The sequence below is a fragment of the Lactimicrobium sp. genome (assembly GCF_036453465.1).
Classification (GTDB): domain Bacteria; phylum Bacillota_I; class Bacilli_A; order Erysipelotrichales; family Erysipelotrichaceae; genus Bulleidia.
On the sequence record NZ_JAZHUW010000022.1, the window covers coordinates 13,230 to 29,793 of the forward strand.

At 47.9% G+C, this 16,564-nt stretch carries 17 protein-coding genes; 16 read left to right on the top strand and 1 reads right to left on the bottom strand.

Going from position 1 to position 16,564, the window contains the following annotated elements:
• The first annotated feature begins 445 nt into the window (after positions 1–445).
• From SOI44_RS06760 to SOI44_RS06815, 12 genes are all read left to right on the top strand, one after another.
• Positions 446–1,633: a metallophosphoesterase family protein gene (locus SOI44_RS06760; protein ID WP_331348453.1), complete on the top strand. Its 1,188-nt coding sequence runs from the start codon at positions 446–448 to the stop codon at positions 1,631–1,633.
• Positions 1,634–1,793: 160 nt separating this feature from the next.
• Entirely contained in the window at positions 1,794–4,160 is a 2,367-nt protein-coding gene (locus tag SOI44_RS06765; RefSeq protein ID WP_331348454.1) for a phosphoketolase family protein, read from the top strand.
• A 99-nt stretch (positions 4,161–4,259) separates the two neighbouring features.
• The gene (locus tag SOI44_RS06770) at positions 4,260–4,421 is read left to right on the top strand and encodes a hypothetical protein (RefSeq protein ID WP_331348455.1); all 162 of its coding nucleotides are present in this window, start codon (positions 4,260–4,262) and stop codon (positions 4,419–4,421) included.
• 137 nt (positions 4,422–4,558) lie between these two features.
• Positions 4,559–5,794 carry an MFS transporter gene (locus SOI44_RS06775; protein WP_331348456.1) on the top strand — a complete coding sequence of 412 codons (1,236 nt, stop codon included), beginning with the start codon at positions 4,559–4,561 and terminating at the stop codon, positions 5,792–5,794.
• Positions 5,795–5,890: 96 nt separating this feature from the next.
• Positions 5,891–7,336: a glycoside hydrolase family 1 protein gene (locus SOI44_RS06780; RefSeq protein WP_331348457.1), complete on the top strand. Its 1,446-nt coding sequence runs from the start codon at positions 5,891–5,893 to the stop codon at positions 7,334–7,336.
• Positions 7,337–7,348: 12 nt separating this feature from the next.
• Positions 7,349–8,404, top strand: coding sequence for a Gfo/Idh/MocA family protein (locus tag SOI44_RS06785; RefSeq protein ID WP_331348458.1), 1,056 nt, complete (start codon positions 7,349–7,351; stop codon positions 8,402–8,404).
• A gap of 70 nt (positions 8,405–8,474) precedes the next feature.
• Complete coding sequence (locus SOI44_RS06790) at positions 8,475–8,732, top strand: hypothetical protein (RefSeq protein ID WP_331348459.1); 258 nt, start codon at positions 8,475–8,477, stop codon at positions 8,730–8,732.
• Between the two features lie 180 nt (positions 8,733–8,912).
• Positions 8,913–9,215: a PTS sugar transporter subunit IIB gene (locus tag SOI44_RS06795; RefSeq protein WP_331348460.1), complete on the top strand. Its 303-nt coding sequence runs from the start codon at positions 8,913–8,915 to the stop codon at positions 9,213–9,215.
• 25 nt (positions 9,216–9,240) lie between these two features.
• A complete protein-coding gene (locus SOI44_RS06800) occupies positions 9,241–9,555 on the top strand; it encodes a PTS sugar transporter subunit IIB (RefSeq protein ID WP_331348461.1) in 315 nt (104 codons plus the stop codon).
• Positions 9,556–9,558: 3 nt separating this feature from the next.
• Entirely contained in the window at positions 9,559–9,876 is a 318-nt protein-coding gene (locus tag SOI44_RS06805) for a PTS lactose/cellobiose transporter subunit IIA (RefSeq protein WP_108774807.1), read from the top strand.
• A gap of 64 nt (positions 9,877–9,940) precedes the next feature.
• A complete protein-coding gene (locus SOI44_RS06810; RefSeq protein ID WP_331348462.1) occupies positions 9,941–10,684 on the top strand; it encodes a gamma-glutamyl-gamma-aminobutyrate hydrolase family protein in 744 nt (247 codons plus the stop codon).
• Positions 10,677–11,324, top strand: coding sequence for an HAD family hydrolase (locus tag SOI44_RS06815; protein WP_331348463.1), 648 nt, complete (start codon positions 10,677–10,679; stop codon positions 11,322–11,324). Before SOI44_RS06810 ends, SOI44_RS06815 begins: the two co-directional genes overlap by 8 nt.
• On the opposite strand, the gene SOI44_RS06820 is transcribed toward SOI44_RS06815, so the two are convergent.
• Complete coding sequence (locus tag SOI44_RS06820; RefSeq protein ID WP_331348464.1) at positions 11,321–12,898, bottom strand: hypothetical protein; 1,578 nt, start codon at positions 12,896–12,898, stop codon at positions 11,321–11,323. The two genes, SOI44_RS06815 and SOI44_RS06820, sit on opposite strands and share 4 nt — an antisense overlap.
• A 179-nt stretch (positions 12,899–13,077) precedes the next feature.
• On the opposite strand from SOI44_RS06820, the gene SOI44_RS06825 reads away from it, so the two are divergent.
• The 4 genes from SOI44_RS06825 to SOI44_RS06840 form a co-directional block, all read left to right on the top strand.
• A complete protein-coding gene (locus SOI44_RS06825; RefSeq protein WP_331348465.1) occupies positions 13,078–13,965 on the top strand; it encodes a DMT family transporter in 888 nt (295 codons plus the stop codon).
• Positions 13,966–14,441: 476 nt separating this feature from the next.
• Complete coding sequence (locus tag SOI44_RS06830) at positions 14,442–15,263, top strand: transketolase (protein WP_331348466.1); 822 nt, start codon at positions 14,442–14,444, stop codon at positions 15,261–15,263.
• Complete coding sequence (locus SOI44_RS06835; protein ID WP_331348467.1) at positions 15,260–16,183, top strand: transketolase family protein; 924 nt, start codon at positions 15,260–15,262, stop codon at positions 16,181–16,183. Before SOI44_RS06830 ends, SOI44_RS06835 begins: the two co-directional genes overlap by 4 nt.
• A gap of 140 nt (positions 16,184–16,323) precedes the next feature.
• Positions 16,324–16,564: hypothetical protein (locus SOI44_RS06840; protein ID WP_331348468.1), on the top strand; the 241-nt coding region annotated here is incomplete at its 3' end.

A 16,564-nucleotide genomic window follows, 5' to 3' on the forward strand; every position in this document is an offset into this window, starting at 1 on the left:
TATTCCTGTCAGAACGCATTGCAAATTTTCCAAGCGCTTACATGAGAATAAATTTAAAAGAATTAAAAAATACGAGGCTATGCTTTCTCAATCGTGCATGTATGATGCTTGAAAGTACGTCTGGTGTTTGATTCTTTACTGTAGTTGATTCCGATCAGCAATAAGTTTCCCCTGTAGTGTTTCAATCTGTCTGGATCATTCTGCTTTCCGGGATTCAGATAAATGCCACTCTTCGTGCCTGTTTTCCTCTGACGATACGTAATACAATAAATCGAATATTTCCTTTCACACGCTTTATTACAATGAAACGCGAAGTGTCTGAAAACTTTTGTCCACATTGAATAACGATAGTTTTAATGCCAGACAGCAGATGGTATTGCACTTATGTCTTGATCGCAGAGCACCATTTGATATAGGCAGTCATCTTCCATATATAATGTGAGCCATGAGAAGAATGATTCTGTCATTGTTGATTGGAACACTGCTGCTGTCTGGCTGTACACAGGCAGAGGAAGATGTGTATCAGACTTCTGATACAACTGACTTTACTGCAGTTGTTACAAGTGATCTTCACTTTACTGTCAATGTGGATTCATCAGATGCGGTTGTGCCGGCGGAGCCATATGCATCGGAGTTCATGGAGGCATTTGTCAATCAGGTGATTGCCATTCATCCGGATGTTTTCATCATGACAGGTGATAATACCAACAGCGGCAGTGATTCTGATGAGGCTGCTCTCTCTGTGATTCTGAAGAGAGTGAAGGATGCCGGTATTCCGATAGTCATGACAACCGGCAATCATGATTATGACTTCTCTGATGCTGAAACATACGAGAAAAACTTTGGCGATCTTCTGGATATGGACGAGAAGGATTCATCTTCTTTGAGCTATGTTAAACGGATAGGTGATGTGACACTGCTGGCCATGGATGATGGTGCTGAAGACCAGGGGAAGACTCCGGTGTTTTCTGATGAAACGATGAAATGGCTGAAGAAAGAACTGGAAGCTGCTTCTTCACGCAATGATAAAATTCTGTTTCTGGCGCATCGTTCTGTGCTGTATAAGCGGGGTGATTCCCGCTATGACAGCTATCATATTCAGAATAAAGGCTTGTATGATCTGCTTGTGAAGTATCATGTCCAGCTTGTGTTATCCGGCCACCAGCATCATTTCTCCATTCTGAATAAGGATTCTCTGCATGAGATCATCAGTGGAATGCCATTGGCAGATAATCACCGCTTTGGTGTTCTTTCGATCAAGGGTAAGCAGGTGGATTATGCCACTGAGAAGATTGATTTTGATACATATGGGACAAAGCAGTGTGTTTCTGATATGTCTGCTGCAGATCAGCAGGCTGCGCAGAACCAGAAGGAAACGATTGATGGCCTTCTGCAGGCATATGTGAATGATCCCATGTATGCACAGGCTGAGAATCTGCTATCTTCCATTTTCATATCATTATATGATGGCAGTCTTTCTTCAAAGGTAGCACAGTTTACTTCTGATCCTGCCTTTGCCCTGGTGCAGAAAGCACTGGCGGATACCAACTACGGGCCATGGCTGAATGATCTGTTAAAGAATCCACCGGCGGATCCCAATCATCTGTCTTTTGTGTGGCAGGATGGCAGGTGAGTGTTTTTGATGGGGAGACATTTCCCCTGAAAAAGACAGAGCTGATTTGATGATATGACATGCAAGTACATGTTTTTCATATGCACGCATGGCTATGACAATCACTGCGTTGATGAGTTGGGAAAATGCTATAATCAAAGGACACAAAGGAGATTTTCTCATGAGTACTGAATTTGATTCTAATGATTATCTGCACCGTATGCAGGAGTGGTGGCGGGCGGCGAACTATCTGTCTGCTGCGCAGCTGTATCTGCTGGATGATCCGCTGTTACGGCGTCCTTTGACCATGAAGGATGTCAAAAAGAAGATTGTCGGACATTGGGGTACGGTGCCTGGCCAGAACTTTGTGACTGTGAATCTGAACCGTGTCATCAAGAAGTATGATCTGGATATGATTCTTTTATCCGGACCGGGACATGGCGGCAACTTCTACATTGCCAATGATTATTTGGATGGAACGTATTCGGAAGTGTATCCGAATATTACCCAGGATGAAAAAGGATTGCAGAAACTGTTCAAGCAGTTCTCTTTCCCGGGCGGCGTGCCTTCGCACTGTGCCCCGGAAACACCTGGCTCCATCAATGAAGGCGGTGAGCTTGGCTATTCCCTGGCCCATGGCTTTGGCGCTGTGTTTGATAATCCGGATCTGATTGCGGCTGTCATCGTCGGCGATGGTGAAGCTGAAACAGGGCCGCTGGCAACTTCCTGGCATTCCAACAAGTTTTTGAATCCGGAACATGATGGTGCCGTGCTGCCGATCCTGCATCTCAATGGCTACAAGATTTCCAATCCGACCATTCTGTCCCGTATCTCTAAAGATGAGCTTGCCTCTTTAATGCATGGCTATGGCTGGAAGCCATACTTTGTCGAAGGTGATGATCCTGAAAAGATGTTCCCGCTGATGGCAGAAACCATGGACAAAGTCATTGAAGAAATCCGTGCTATTCAGAAGAATGCACGTGAGAACCATGATGATACCCGTCCGTTCTGGCCTATGATCGTACTGCGTACACCAAAGGGCTGGACAGCACCGAAGAAGGTGGATGGCGTACCGATTGAAGGCAGCTTCCATGCCCACCAGGTACCAGTAGAAATTAAGGATGAAGAGCATCTGCATATTCTGGAGAACTGGCTGAGAAGCTATCATCCGGAAGAGCTGTTTGATGAAAACGGTACATTGAAAGAAGAAATCCGTTCGCTGTCTCCGGTTGGCGACCGGCGTCTTGGTGCCAATCCGCATGCCAATGGCGGCAAGCTTCTCCATGATCTGATCATGCCGGATTTCCGTGACTATGCCGTTGATGTCAAAGAGCCTGGTTCTGTGGAAGCACAGGATATGATGGAACTTGGCAAGTTTGTCCGTGATATCTTCAAGGCAAATGACAAGGCACGCAATTTCCGTATCTTTTCACCGGATGAGGGTATGTCCAACCGTCTGAACCATGCCTTTGAAGCAGAGAATCGTCCGTGGGAGGCAGAGATGCTGCCGACGGATGAGCATCTGGCCAGAGATGGCAGAATCATGGATGGCATGCTTTCCGAGCATATGTGTGAAGGCTGGCTGGAAGGCTATCTGCTGACAGGCAGACATGGGTTCTTTGATTCCTATGAAGCCTTTGTCAGAGTTGTGGATTCCATGGCTGCCCAGCATGCCAAGTGGCTCAAAGTATGCAATCAGCTGCCATGGCGCCAGGACATTGCCTCACTGAACTTCATCCTGACATCTCATATCTGGCAGCAGGATCATAATGGCTTCACCCATCAGGATCCTGGCTTCATGGACCACATTGCCAACAAGAAAGCTGATGTGGTGCGCATCTATCTGCCAGCTGATACTAACTGCCTGTTAAGCACCATGGACCACTGTCTCAAGAGCCGCAACTATGTCAATGTCGTCATTGCCTCCAAGCATCCTCGTCCGCAGTGGTTCTCCATGGAAGAAGCAGTAAACCTCTGCACACAGGGTCTTGGCATCATTGACTGGGCAAGCAATGATCAGGGCAAGGAACCGGATGTCGTTATGGCCTGTGCCGGTGATACACCGACCCTGGAGACATTAGCTGCTGTATCGATCCTGAGAAAAGAACTGCCGGATCTCAAGATCCGTGTGATCAATGTGGTTGATCTGTTCAAGCTGCAGCCATCTCAGGAACATCCGCATGGACTGTCCGATGCCCAGTATGACATGCTGTTTACAACTGACAAGCCGATCATCTTTGCCTTCCATGGCTATCCGACACTGATCCATGAGCTGACCTACCGCCGCCATAACCGCAACCTGCATGTGCGCGGCTATAAGGAAGAGGGCACGATCACAACACCATTTGATATGCGTGTACAGAATGATATTGACCGCTTCCATCTGGTCGAAGATGTTCTGCTGCGCCTGCCGCAGGATAAGTTCCATGATCAGACAGCTCATCTGTTCCAGAAGATGGAAAACAAGCTGGTCGAACACCGTCAGTACATCCGTGAATACGGACAGGATCTGCCGGAAGTTGCCAACTGGAAGTGGCATAACGACTGAGTACAAGAGAGAGATTATGTTCTCTCTCTTTTTTCGTTACATTATTGCTGAGACTCTTGTATGAAGCTGAGATAAAATGCTGATAGTAAGGAGAAACACATGGGAAATATTCAGTCTGAAACTAAAATGATCAATGAATCTGACATTGAACAAAAACTGGATGAGGCAGATTCAGTATCAGAGCAAATCTCTGCCCGTTATTCTTCTGCCAAAGTCTTTGGCAGAGCGAGAAACAGAATTTATGAATCATCTGAGAAATGATATCCACTATTGCTAAGCACCCACAAATTTGCAAAAAATCTGGTTTTACATGTTCTTTACATACACTATACTGAAAGAAGATAGATCAGTTTTTTGGAAAATGATAAATTCTAACAGAATGCGTTTGGGGGAAAGTTATGTTAAAGAACTTTAACAAGCTGGAGAAGTCATGGATCATGTATGACATTGGCAATTCAGCCTTTACGATGATGGTGTCGACATTGATTCCGATCTGGTTCAATACGCTGGCAAAGGGTGCCGGCATGTCGAGCAGTGCCTATCTGGCTGCCTGGTCTTATGCCACATCCATTGCCACGGTGGTGGTTGCCTTTCTGGGACCGATTCTTGGTGCAGTCTCGGATAACAAGGGTTTCCGCAAGCCGATGTTCACATGGGTCCTGATCATTGGTGTCATTGGCTGTGCCATGCTTGGTGCGGTGCCAAACTGGATGATGTACCTTGTTACCTATGTGGTGGCCAAGGTTGCCTATCAGGCTTCGCTTGTTCTCTATGACTCCATGTTAATTGATGTGACAACACCGGAACGAATGGATCAGGTTTCTTCCTTTGGCTATGCATGGGGATATCTTGGCTCCTGCATTCCGTTCATTGTTGCATTAGCGCTGTATCTGCTTGGCAATACCGGCAGGATGAATGAGAAGCTGTCCATCTTCCTTGCCTTCCTTGTGGTTGCCCTGTGGTGGCTGTTTGTGACAATGCCATTGCTCAAGGGCTACAAGCAGAAAAACTATGTCGAGCATGGTGCCGGCAAGATCCGCAGTTCCTTTGCCCGGATCGGCCATACCTTGACCCATATGTATAAGAATGAAAAGAAGGTATTCTACTTCCTGCTTGCCTTCTTCTTCTACATTGACGGTGTCTATACAATCATTGATGAAGCCGTTGCCATCGGTACTTCCCTTGGCCTGAATCAGGTTGGTCTGCTGGTTGTGCTGCTGTTAACACAGGTGGTTGCCTTTGCCTTTGCCTCCCTGTTTGGCAATCTGTCCAAGAAGTACAGTTCTCTGACTCTGATCTCCATCTGCATCGGCGGCTACTTTGCCGTGGCAGTCTTTGCCCTGTTCATGCATTCCCTCTGGCAGTTTGGCATCATGGCCTTTGTGGTAGGTATGTTCCAGGGTGCGATCCAGGCACTGTCCCGTTCCTATTACGCTTCTCTGATTCCGAATGAATCGTCTGGTGAATACTTTGGCCTGTATGATATCTGTGGCAAGGGTGCATCCTTCATGGGCACAATGCTTGTTGGTGTCACGGTTTCTCTGACCAACAGTGTCAACATCTCCGTGGCAACGCTTGGCATTCTGTTTATCATCGGTGCTTTGCTTCTGCGCAAGTCCGCCGCAACAAAATAACTCTGCTATAATGAAGTCATGCAGAGGTTGAGTAGAAAAATCAATCTTGTACGATAAGGACATCTTTTGAGGTGTCCTTTTTAAGGAGGAGAAAATATGCCATTTCCAAAAGATTTTCTTTGGGGCGGCGCAACAGCTGCCAATCAGTTTGAAGGTGCCTGGAAGGAAGACGGCAAGGGTGAAAATGTACCTGACCATATCCGCGGCGGTACGGTGAGTACACCGCGTCTGTGGGACAAGGAGATCCATTCTGATGTGTATTATCCTTCCCATGATGCCGTAGACTTCTACCATCATTACAAGGAAGATATTGCCCTGTATGGCGAAATGGGCTTCAAGTGCTTCCGTCTGTCCATCAACTGGGCCAGAATCTATCCGACTGGGGAAGAGGAGAAGCCGAATGAGAAGGGCCTTGCATTCTATCACAATGTTTTTGCAGAGTGCAGAAAGTATGGCATTGAGCCGCTGGTAACCATTTCCCACTATGAGCTGCCATGGGCATTGAGTGAGAAGTACAATGGCTGGACAGACAGAAAGGTTATTGATGCCTTTGTGAAGTATGCCACGACATTGTTTACAGAGTATAAGGATGAAGTAAAGTACTGGCTGACTTTCAATGAGATCAATATCGGTGCCGGTCCGATGGGACGCATCATGTCTCTGGGCATGCATGGTGAAGATGGCAAGCCGATGTTCAAGATGGATGAGACACCGGAGGAGGCATCTGACCGTTTCACTGCCCTGCACAACCAGTTTGTCGCATCGGCCAAGGCTGTTAAGATCGGCCACCAGATTAATCCGGACTTCAAGATCGGCCTGATGATTGCCGGTCAGATGGTATATCCGTATACCTGCAATCCTGCTGATGTCAAGGAAGCACAGGACCGCATGAACATGAACAACTGGTTCTGCGGCGATGTGCAGGTAAGAGGCCACTATCCTTACTATGCAAAGCGCTATTTCAAGGATCATAACATCCATGTACGCATGGAACCGGAAGATCTTGAGGTACTCAAGGAAGGCACCGTGGATTTCTATTCCTTCTCTTACTACATGTCCTCTACGGCAACCGTTGATCCGGAAGTGCAGAAGAAGGCCGGCAATATGTTTACCGGTGTGCCGAACCCGTATCTCAAGGCAAGTGACTGGGGATGGTCGATTGATCCGGAAGGACTGCGTATTTATCTCAATGAAGTCTATGGCCGCTATGAAATTCCGCTGTTTGTTGTTGAAAACGGCCTGGGTGCTGTGGATGAGCGCAGTGAGGATGGCAAGTTCCATGATACGTACCGCATCAACTATCTGCGTGACCATATCAAGGCTATGAAGGAAGCTGTGGAAGACGGTGTGGATCTGATGGGCTATACAATGTGGGGCTGCACTGACCTTGTTTCGGCATCCACCGGTGAGATGAAAAAGCGCTATGGCTTTGTCTATGTTGACAAGGACAATGATGGCAACGGTGATCTGCACCGTGAGAGAAAGGACTCTTTCTACTGGTATAAGAAGGTCATTGCCAGCAATGGTGAGGATCTTGACTGAGAAGGTGAAAGCATGAGAGTCGGTGTCTGCGGCAATGGCATGATTGTCCACCAGGCTCTGTCCTGCTTCCAGAAAGCCGGCATTGATGTACCGGCCCTGTGGTGCCGCAACAGGGAACACGGGGCTCCGGTGGCAGATGCCTTCCATATTGCCTCACTCTATACGGATTATGATGCTTTTCTGAACGATGACAGTTTTGACACAGTCTACATTGGTCTTGCCAACAGTGTGCACTATGACTTTGCAAAGAAGGCTATGCTGGCAGGCAAGAATGTCATCGTGGAAAAACCGTTCTGTGCTACCTATGAACAGGCCCAGCAGCTTGTGCAGACAGCTGAAGAGACTGGCGCATGGCTGTTTGAAGCCATCATGTCACGCTATTCCAAAAACTATGAAGAGCTGATTCCATGGCTGGACAAGCTTGGAGATCTGACCTTGATCCGCTGCAACTTTTCACAGTATTCCTCGCGCTATGACCGCTATGTCAAACATGATGTGGCACCGGCTTTTGATCCCAATCTTGCCGGCGGTGCATTGTATGATCTGAATGTCTACAATGTCCACTTTGTGGCAGGACTGTTTGGCGCACCAAGGTTCAGCTATTACATGGCTAACAAGGGCTGGAATGGCATTGACACTTCCGGTGTATTACTGATGGACTATGGCCAGTTCAAGGCTGTATGTACAGCGGCCAAGGATTCGGCATCCCACAGTGGTATTGTGATGCAGGGAACCGATGGCACGATCGTGATTGATGACCGCCCGGGCTATATTGATAATGTGACATTCACGGACCGTAAGACAAAGGAAGTGACGCGCATTGATACTCACAAGGAACCGGACAAGATGGTCACGGAGTTTACTGCGATGCAGGAAGTGATGGATCACAATGAGCGTGCCAAGATGGAGATCTGGCTGCAGCGCAGCCTGCAGGTGATGGCTGTGCTGGACAATGGCCGCCAGGATGCGGGCATTGTATTTCCGTGTGACAGTGTGGAGGAAGAATCCGACGCGGAAGTGCAGGAAATGCCGGACATCATGAAGCATTTTCACATGGGTGGATTCTGAATAAAAAGTTTCTGCTGTTCACTTTGATTTAGAGTGCATTATAATAAAGACGAACAAAGGAGATAAGAAGATGCTGGTAAATGTTAGCTCTGCTTTGAAGCGTGATGAGATCCGTAAGCTTCTGGAAGCAAATGAGAATCCGAAGTATGTATTTGTAAAGAATCTGAGCCCGATGGAGATGCAGTTTGAGGCTACATATAAGGAAGGCACAGATGGCAATCCGGCTGATTATGCCAAGAAGCTGGTCAAGGCACAGCCGTGGGGCGGCGTGCTGATGATCCGCTGCCTGATCAACGGCCAGAAGTTCACTGGCGGTAAAGTTGACTGAGGAATGAAGGTGGGGATGAAAATTCTCCATCTTTTTTGATTGGTCAGAAAGTGTCATGAATACGTAAAAAATGACAAAAAAAGACGGTTTCATGACACATCAAATGATTGAAATGATAGCGTTTTCGATATATTCTAGTAACAGAAAGGCAAATGTTAGCCGAAAGAAAGGTGAATCATTATGGCAAAGAAAATTACGTTGTTTTGCTCGGCTGGTATGTCTACCAGCCTGCTCGTCAATAAGATGAGAGAAGCTGCGAAGAAGAATGGAAAGGATTATGATATTAATGCATATTCTCTTTCCGAAGCAGATACCAAGGGTGCAGATGCGGATGTCATTCTGCTTGGCCCGCAGGTTCGTTTCGCACTGAGCAAGATGAAGGGCCTGTTCCCGAACAAGCCGGTTGATGTCATTGATATGCGTTCTTATGGCCTGATGGATGGTGCTGCTGCACTGGCCCTGGCTGAGAAGTATCTGAAGTAAGCAAAGAAAAAAAGGAGAAAGAATCATGGCTGAAAAGGTAATCAGATTATTCTGCGCAGCAGGTATGTCTACATCCCTGCTTGTCAACAAGATGAAGGAAGCTGCGAAGGCACAGGGCAAGGATTATGATATTGCTGCATATTCACTGGGTGATTTTGACCGTGAGTATGAGAAGGCAGATGTGATTCTGCTTGGTCCGCAGGTTCGTTATGCACTTGGCAAGCTGCAGGCTGCTCATCCGGAGAAGGCAATCAGTGATATTCCGATGCAGATGTATGGCCTGATGGATGGCAAGGGAACTCTTGCTCGTGCAGAAGAGTTGATGAAGAAAGGAAAGTAAGCAATGGAAGGAACAGAGCTTGTTGCATTTAACATTATTGCGTCTGTAGGAACAGCCCGCTCCAATTATATTGGTGCGATCGACGCAGCTGCTGAAGGAAACTTCGACGAGGCAGAGAAGCTGATCAAGGAAGGCCAGGAGGCTTTCACACAGGGACATGATGCCCATGCAAAGCTGCTGACAAAGACAGCACAGGGTGAGAAGGTTGAGATGGATCTTCTGCTCACACATGCTGAGGATCAGCTGATGAGTGCTGAGGCATTCGGTATTCTTGCGGAGCGCTTTGTGACTCTGTACAAGAAGCTTGCTGAAAAGAAGTAAGTGTTGAAAGAGCTTCGCTTTATGCGGGGCTTTTTTTGTGGTTGAATAGGGCCGGAGGATTTATATGAGAAAAATGAAGATTGGTCTGCTTGGCAATCTTGAGCAGATGGACACAAAGGATGTATTCATTGGCACAAAGCGTGCCTATGTCAATCAGGACTATGTTGACAGTATTGCAATGGCTGGCGGTATTCCCATCATTCTGCCGGTGATTGCGGATCTGGATGATGTTTCCAGCATGGTATCCGGCCTGGATGGTGTCATTGTCACAGGCGGCGAAGATCTTGATCCATTATTATATGGAGAACAGGTACTCCCTGCCTGCGGCATGTGTGATACCAATACAGACAGATTCTTTCTCTCTGTCATTCATGCATGTGATGAGCTTGCCATTCCTGTCTTTGGCATCTGCAAGGGACTGCAGGCTATCAACGCAGCCTATGGCGGCACACTGTATCAGGACATTCCAAGTCAGGTAGAAAAGGCCATCCAGCATGATCAGAAGCGGCCCCGTGATCAGGCAGTGCATTCCATTTTGATCCAGCCGTTTTCCTTCCTTGGCGGTGTTCTTGGAGACAGAGTCATGGTGAACTCATGGCATCATCAGAGTGTCAAGACCGTGGCCAATGGCTTCCATGTAACGGCCACTGCTCCTGATGGCATTGTGGAGGGCATGGAAAAAGATGAAGGCACATTCATGTGCGGCGTACAGTTTCATCCGGAGATGATGGCCGCCTGTGGAAACAGGCAGATGCTTTCTCTGTTTCAGGCATTCCTGCATGTATGCCAGGAGAAACATCATGATTAAAACCATCTTCTTTGACTTTGATGACACCCTTGGCAACCGTGAACTGTATGCCTGGAATGCCTATCATGACATCCTGAAAGAAAATACAGATCTTCAGGACATGGAGTTTGAGGCTGTCCTGCAGGAAGTGATGATCTGGGATCAGAAGGGTGATGTAAACAAGAATTACATCAAGGATATGCTTGCAAAGGTGTTTGATATTCATCTGCCCTATCCTGACTTCAATACGTACTGGGATTCCCTGCTGTACAAGTACTGTGTGCCGATGGAAGATGCTGCGGATACATTGACATATCTTTCTAAGAAATACCGGCTTGGCATCATTTCCAACGGTCCTTCCGATGCCCAGAGAGGAAAGCTGAAAAAGAGCGGATTAGACCGTTTCTTTGATGAAAACATGGTCTTTATCTCCGGTGACTTTGGTATAAAAAAACCAGATCCCAGGCTGTTTCTGAAAGCCTGTGAACTGGCTGGGGTGAAACCGGAAGAATGTGTATATGTCGGTGATATCTTCTATCGTGATGTGCTGGGATCGTGGCGGGCTGGCATGAAGCCGGTCTGGATCATTAACCAGCAGCGTAAATATACCGTGGATATCCCGGTGATTCATCACATTTCGGATCTGAAGAAGATTCTTTAGACTCTTGCTTTGAGAATCTTGTCCATCTGCCGTTTGGAGATGATCTGGTGGTCGGTACGGAAACCGGCATTGTCATGGAGAACATCCGTGAGATCGGTGCGGGTATACAGCGGCACGAAGCCTTCTGACTGGATCTTCATGAAGTTCATGCGGCGCAGCTGCTCCAGCACTTCGCCGGATCTGCCGAACATATCCAGCCGCTTGATCAAAGCAGATAATACTGTCAGCGTGCAGAAGCAGGTGATGAAGTGGGCCTGAATCTCATCACTCATTGGGATGCCGTCGGTGTTGTCAGGAATTTCCATGCTCAGAATACGGAAAATATTATGGGCATTGGAACGGGTATCTTCCATCTTGATGATGTCTTTGGCCGGAATATCGGTGTTGGTGACATAGACGGAGATGCCATCGGCATAGGAAGGCATGGTGGATACCTGCTGATAGAGCAGTGGATCGCCGCCGCGCAGGATATTGAGCTCACGTTCCAGCCGCTCAATGGTGCCGTAATGGTTGGAATAGGTGATGATGACCCGGCGTGCTCCGCCCGGGGCATGAACCTGCATTTCCTTATAGTAGAAACGGGAAGGATTGGCAACTTCGCTTTCTTTGCGCAGCCTGCTCAGATCAAACAGACCGGCCGTGTCCGAACGGAACCATCCGGCTGGATCCTGAGCGGCGCGCTTTTCTTCTTCGCGCAGGCTGTCATAATTCAGCCGCATGACATAGGAGTTGGGAATATTCCAATCCTTGAAGGTGGAGGAAGCACCGGATACGATGCCGCTGTCGGTGAAGGAAATGGCCCGTGATGTATGGAAGGAATCACGCAGCTGCCGTTCCAGCTTTGTGACCGGGACTTCCTTGAGATGCTCGGGGTTGATGGAATAGCAGATGGGCAGGAAATTGCCGTCATGATACAGATCCATCGGAATAACCGGGAGCTGCCTGTCTTTGAGACTTCCTGCCTCATACAGACAGGTTGTGGCATCAAAGTACAGGGTGGAAGTACTGTGGCCGAAGATGCGCCTTGTATTGGCATAGACAGCTTCCTGGATGTGATCGGCTTCTTCAGACAGGATTTCTGTTGCTCGGATGGCCTGGCGCGGGGTGAAATCAGGCTGTTCGATGAAGTAGCGTGAGGAGTCATACAGTGACATGCTGGAATCGGGATAGATCAGACGGCTGTAAATCATCCGGGACAGAATAGCATCGAGATTGTAATTCAGATGATGCCGGCGCTGGATCTCCTTGCAAAGCTGTGGGAAACCTAATGAATTGTAGACCTGCTGTAAAAACAGGTAGCCGCCATTGAAGGTGCGCTGCTCATTCTTTTCAATCTGCTTGACCGGTGAGTATTTTTCCGTTACTTCACGGCGCTCTTCCTTCTCCAGCCGGTTCATTTCCTCAATGTGCTTCTTGGCCCAGGCAATCGGATCTTCACCATTCAGCTTTTCCTTCAGCTCTTCCACCGTGCCCAGTTTCTCGACAATCTTAGTCGAATGAAAACCATTGCTGTAAGTAGACTTCAGCACGTACAGCGAAGTTGAGCTTTTTGATTTCGACATTCCCAGATGCATACCATCACCCCCTCAATATTATTACATTCATATATTACACCATTTCATTTTAAATTACTCAAAAAAGTAATAATATTATCAAGCAAAGTAAAAGTGGATAACAGGTGGTGTGCATGATATGGAGTATGTTTGGAAGAGGGGATGGAAATGTTACAATGGTGCACGGTAAGGGAGATCGTATGAAATACTACCTGAGTGCTATCCTGGCTATCTTTTTCTGGAGTTCTTCAGTCATTGCCACCAAGATTGCCTATGCATCGATCACACCGATTCTGCTGTGTCTGATCCGCTTTGCCATTTCCTCAGCTTTGATGGCTGTTGTCTTTCTGTGCCGCAAAAACAGGCAGCATATTGAAAGACAGGATATGAAACCAGTGATGATTTCCTCCATCCTTGGCATCAGTGTGTACTATGCTTTGGAAAATGTGGCACTTTCCATGACTTCTGCCTCAGATGCTTCCCTGATTGAGGCATCATTTCCGGCATTGACAGCACTTGTCGGCCTGGCAGTATATCGGGAAAGACCATCCAGAAGAATGCTGGCCGGCATCGGGGCATCGATCATCGGCGTCGCCGTGCTTACGCAGTTTGATCCTTCTCAGTCCTCTTCCCTCATTGGTGATTTCCTATTACTCATCGATGGCTTTCTGTGGGGCTTTTACAACTATGAAACCAAGTCCATTTCTCATAAGTATGATTCATTTACACTGACCATGTATCAATGTGCCATCGGTACAGCTTTCTTTGTGCCGATGCTGGCCTTGGAAAAGCCATCCATCGCGCATATTACGCCAGCATTTCTCGCCGTACTTCTGTACCTCAGTGCGGCCTGCTCACTGGGAGCCTTACTGCTGTATAACTATGGCTTAAAAGGCATGAAGGCATCCACAGCAGCAGTGATCATGAACCTGATGCCGATCTTTGGCGTACTGCTGTCATGGGGTATCCTGCATGAGACCATCACAATCCGCAAACTGATCGGCGGTGCGATTATTCTGCTGGGTGTATGGGTATCAACAACAAGAGAAAAGGAAAAATATGCGGAACAGACGCATCAGCCAGATTAGAAAAGTTCTCTGAGATTATGCAGGGAACTTTGCTTTTTCAAGGTCATATAAGTAATAGCAGGCAGTCCAACTGTCTGCCAAGGATCACCAGTACGGTGGCGGTTGACACCTCCAGAATGCACACACACGAGCATAGAGAAGTGATGTTATCTCTCTAAAGACATCTGGCATCAGGCGATCGTCTATGCGTGATCATGAGATCAAGAATATCATGATGGGATATTATCTTTGCTTGTGGCTGTTGCGACGATAGCTTATAAAGCTGGCCGAAACAACAAAAAATAACCGCCTGCGCATCCAAAGCTAAGCGGTTATAGCTGTGCGGAGGGCCAGCCGTCACCGGTGGTCCTTTTCCAAGTTCATTGTAACTGAAAGATATGCGTTTTCAAGATCTCTTTGCTTGTGAGAATTTGCGTAAAGCTGTTAAGTTTGTGGTTGTGTGTTAGAATATTGCCGATATGGAGGGTCTATAAAAGATGGATCAGAGCGAGCTGCAGCGGCATGCGCATAATATCCGGGTGAATATCATCCGTGAGGTGTATGCCGGCAAGTCGGGACATCCGGGTGGATCTTTGTCTGCCGCGGATCTTCTGACGGTTCTTTACTTCAATGTCATGGACATCAATAAGGATAATGTGGGAACAATTGACCGTGACCGGTTTGTGCTGTCAAAGGGTCATGCGGCTCCCCTGCTGTATGCTGTGCTGGCAGAGAAGGGCTTTCTGCCTGAAGAGGAACTGCTGACGATCCGTCATCTGCATTCCCGTCTGCAGGGACATCCAGATATGAATGATCTGGATGGCATTGATATGAGTACCGGTTCGTTAGGACAGGGCGTTGCCGCAGCGGTAGGCATGGCTCTGGCAAACCGCCTGGACAAGAATGACCACCGCATTTATACACTGCTTGGTGATGGCGAATGCGAGGAAGGTGAAGTGTGGGAGGCTGCGATGGCGGCTGCCCACTACAAGCTGGATAATCTGTGTGCCATCATTGATAACAATGGCCTGCAGATTGATGGCAAGGTATCCGATGTCATCGGCCCGGAGCCTTTTGCCCCGAAGTTTGCGGCCTTTGGCTGGAATACGATCGAGATCGACGGCCACAACTATGATGAAATCGAGAAAGCCTTTGAAGCTGCCAAAGCATGCAAGGGCAAGCCTACCTGCATCATTGCCCATACGATCAAGGGCAAGGGTGTTTCCTACATGGAGAACCAGGTCGGCTGGCATGGCAAGGCTCCGAATGAAGAGCAGTACCACGAGGCAATGAGAGAACTGGGGGTTGAAAAGGCATGAAGGCAACACGTGAAGCTTATGGTGAAGAGCTGGCTAAGCTCGTCGCTGAAAATCCGAAGATTGTGGTGCTGGATGCGGATCTTGCCGGCAGCACCAAGAGTGCCATGGCAGCCAAGGTTGCCCCGGAGCGTTTCTTTGATATGGGTATTGCCGAGCAGGATATGATCGGCACTGCAGCCGGCCTGGCAGCCAGCGGCTATATTCCCTTTGCCAGTACCTTTGCCATGTTTGCGACCGGCAGATGCTGGGAACAGATCCGCAACAGCGTTGCCTATCCGCATCTGAATGTCAAGATTGTCGGCTCCCATGCCGGTATTACGGTTGGTGAAGATGGCTGCACACATCAGGCCATTGAAGATATTGCGATTATGCGTGCCATTACAGGTCTGGCTGTGTTCTGTCCTTGTGATCAGTATGAAACCAAGGCTGTGGTTGACTATGCAGCTGTCTATGATGGTCCGTGCTATATCCGTCTGGGCAGATCCAAGGTGGAAGATTTCTATACACCGGACACAAAGTTTGATATTACCAAGGTCAATGTGCTGCGCCATGGCCATCAGAAGATTTCGGTATTCGCGACGGGCCTGATGGTACAGTCTTCCATGAAGGCAGCTGAGATCCTTGCGGCAAAAGGCATTGATCTGACCGTCGTGGATGTATGTTCACTCAAACCGGCGGATGAAGAAGGCATCATCAAGGTGCTGGAAAACAGTGAGAAGGTGTTCACGGTTGAGGAACACTCCGTCATTGGCGGCCTGGGCTCTCTGGTCAGTGATATTGCCAGTGAATCCTGCCCGCGCTTCATCCATCATATCGGTATGTATGGCTTTGCCGAGAGTGCTTCGGCAGATGTTCTTCTGCATGAATATCAGCTGGATGGTGAGGGTGTTGCCAGCCAGATTGAGCAGTTCCTGCTGTAAGTTTCAGGGCTTTTCCAACAGATGGAAAAGCTCTTTTTTTCTTTAGCTTAATTCACCCAATTGGGTAATTGTACCAGTTCACGTACAGCAGCATTCATGATGCTGATTATCCTTCTCTGTGTAAAGGAAGGTAATCAAACATGAGACAAAGTGAAGTACTGAAAGAATTTTCTAAACTGACTGATAATCAGAAAGACACAATCCGTAAGACGATTGAGGAGATGGTCCGGGTAAATGAGAATCTGAGCTCCAGTAAACCGGATGTATGCCCTGTGTGCGGCAAAGTGCATCCAAAGCTTTATCGCCGTGATATTCATGACAAAAAGATCAGATGGTATTGCGGCAGCTGCGGTCATAAGTTTACATATGATTCGCATACAA

Excerpts from the sequence above, each read along its gene's own strand:
- SOI44_RS06805 (WP_108774807.1), top strand. The coding sequence starts at position 9,559 with ATGGAAGGAACAGAGCTTGTTGCATTTAACATTATTGCGTCTGTAGGA.
- SOI44_RS06810 (WP_331348462.1), top strand. The coding sequence starts at position 9,941 with ATGAGAAAAATGAAGATTGGTCTGCTTGGCAATCTTGAGCAGATGGAC.
- SOI44_RS06795 (WP_331348460.1), top strand. The coding sequence starts at position 8,913 with ATGGCAAAGAAAATTACGTTGTTTTGCTCGGCTGGTATGTCTACCAGC.
- SOI44_RS06780 (WP_331348457.1), top strand. The coding sequence starts at position 5,891 with ATGCCATTTCCAAAAGATTTTCTTTGGGGCGGCGCAACAGCTGCCAAT.
- SOI44_RS06820 (WP_331348464.1), bottom strand. The coding sequence starts at position 12,898 with ATGCATCTGGGAATGTCGAAATCAAAAAGCTCAACTTCGCTGTACGTG.
- SOI44_RS06800 (WP_331348461.1), top strand. The coding sequence starts at position 9,241 with ATGGCTGAAAAGGTAATCAGATTATTCTGCGCAGCAGGTATGTCTACA.
- SOI44_RS06775 (WP_331348456.1), top strand. The coding sequence starts at position 4,559 with ATGTTAAAGAACTTTAACAAGCTGGAGAAGTCATGGATCATGTATGAC.
- SOI44_RS06830 (WP_331348466.1), top strand. The coding sequence starts at position 14,442 with ATGGATCAGAGCGAGCTGCAGCGGCATGCGCATAATATCCGGGTGAAT.
- SOI44_RS06765 (WP_331348454.1), top strand. The coding sequence starts at position 1,794 with ATGAGTACTGAATTTGATTCTAATGATTATCTGCACCGTATGCAGGAG.
- SOI44_RS06785 (WP_331348458.1), top strand. The coding sequence starts at position 7,349 with ATGAGAGTCGGTGTCTGCGGCAATGGCATGATTGTCCACCAGGCTCTG.
- SOI44_RS06790 (WP_331348459.1), top strand. The coding sequence starts at position 8,475 with ATGCTGGTAAATGTTAGCTCTGCTTTGAAGCGTGATGAGATCCGTAAG.
- SOI44_RS06815 (WP_331348463.1), top strand. The coding sequence starts at position 10,677 with ATGATTAAAACCATCTTCTTTGACTTTGATGACACCCTTGGCAACCGT.
- SOI44_RS06825 (WP_331348465.1), top strand. The coding sequence starts at position 13,078 with ATGAAATACTACCTGAGTGCTATCCTGGCTATCTTTTTCTGGAGTTCT.
- SOI44_RS06770 (WP_331348455.1), top strand. The coding sequence starts at position 4,260 with ATGGGAAATATTCAGTCTGAAACTAAAATGATCAATGAATCTGACATT.
- SOI44_RS06835 (WP_331348467.1), top strand. The coding sequence starts at position 15,260 with ATGAAGGCAACACGTGAAGCTTATGGTGAAGAGCTGGCTAAGCTCGTC.
- SOI44_RS06760 (WP_331348453.1), top strand. The coding sequence starts at position 446 with ATGAGAAGAATGATTCTGTCATTGTTGATTGGAACACTGCTGCTGTCT.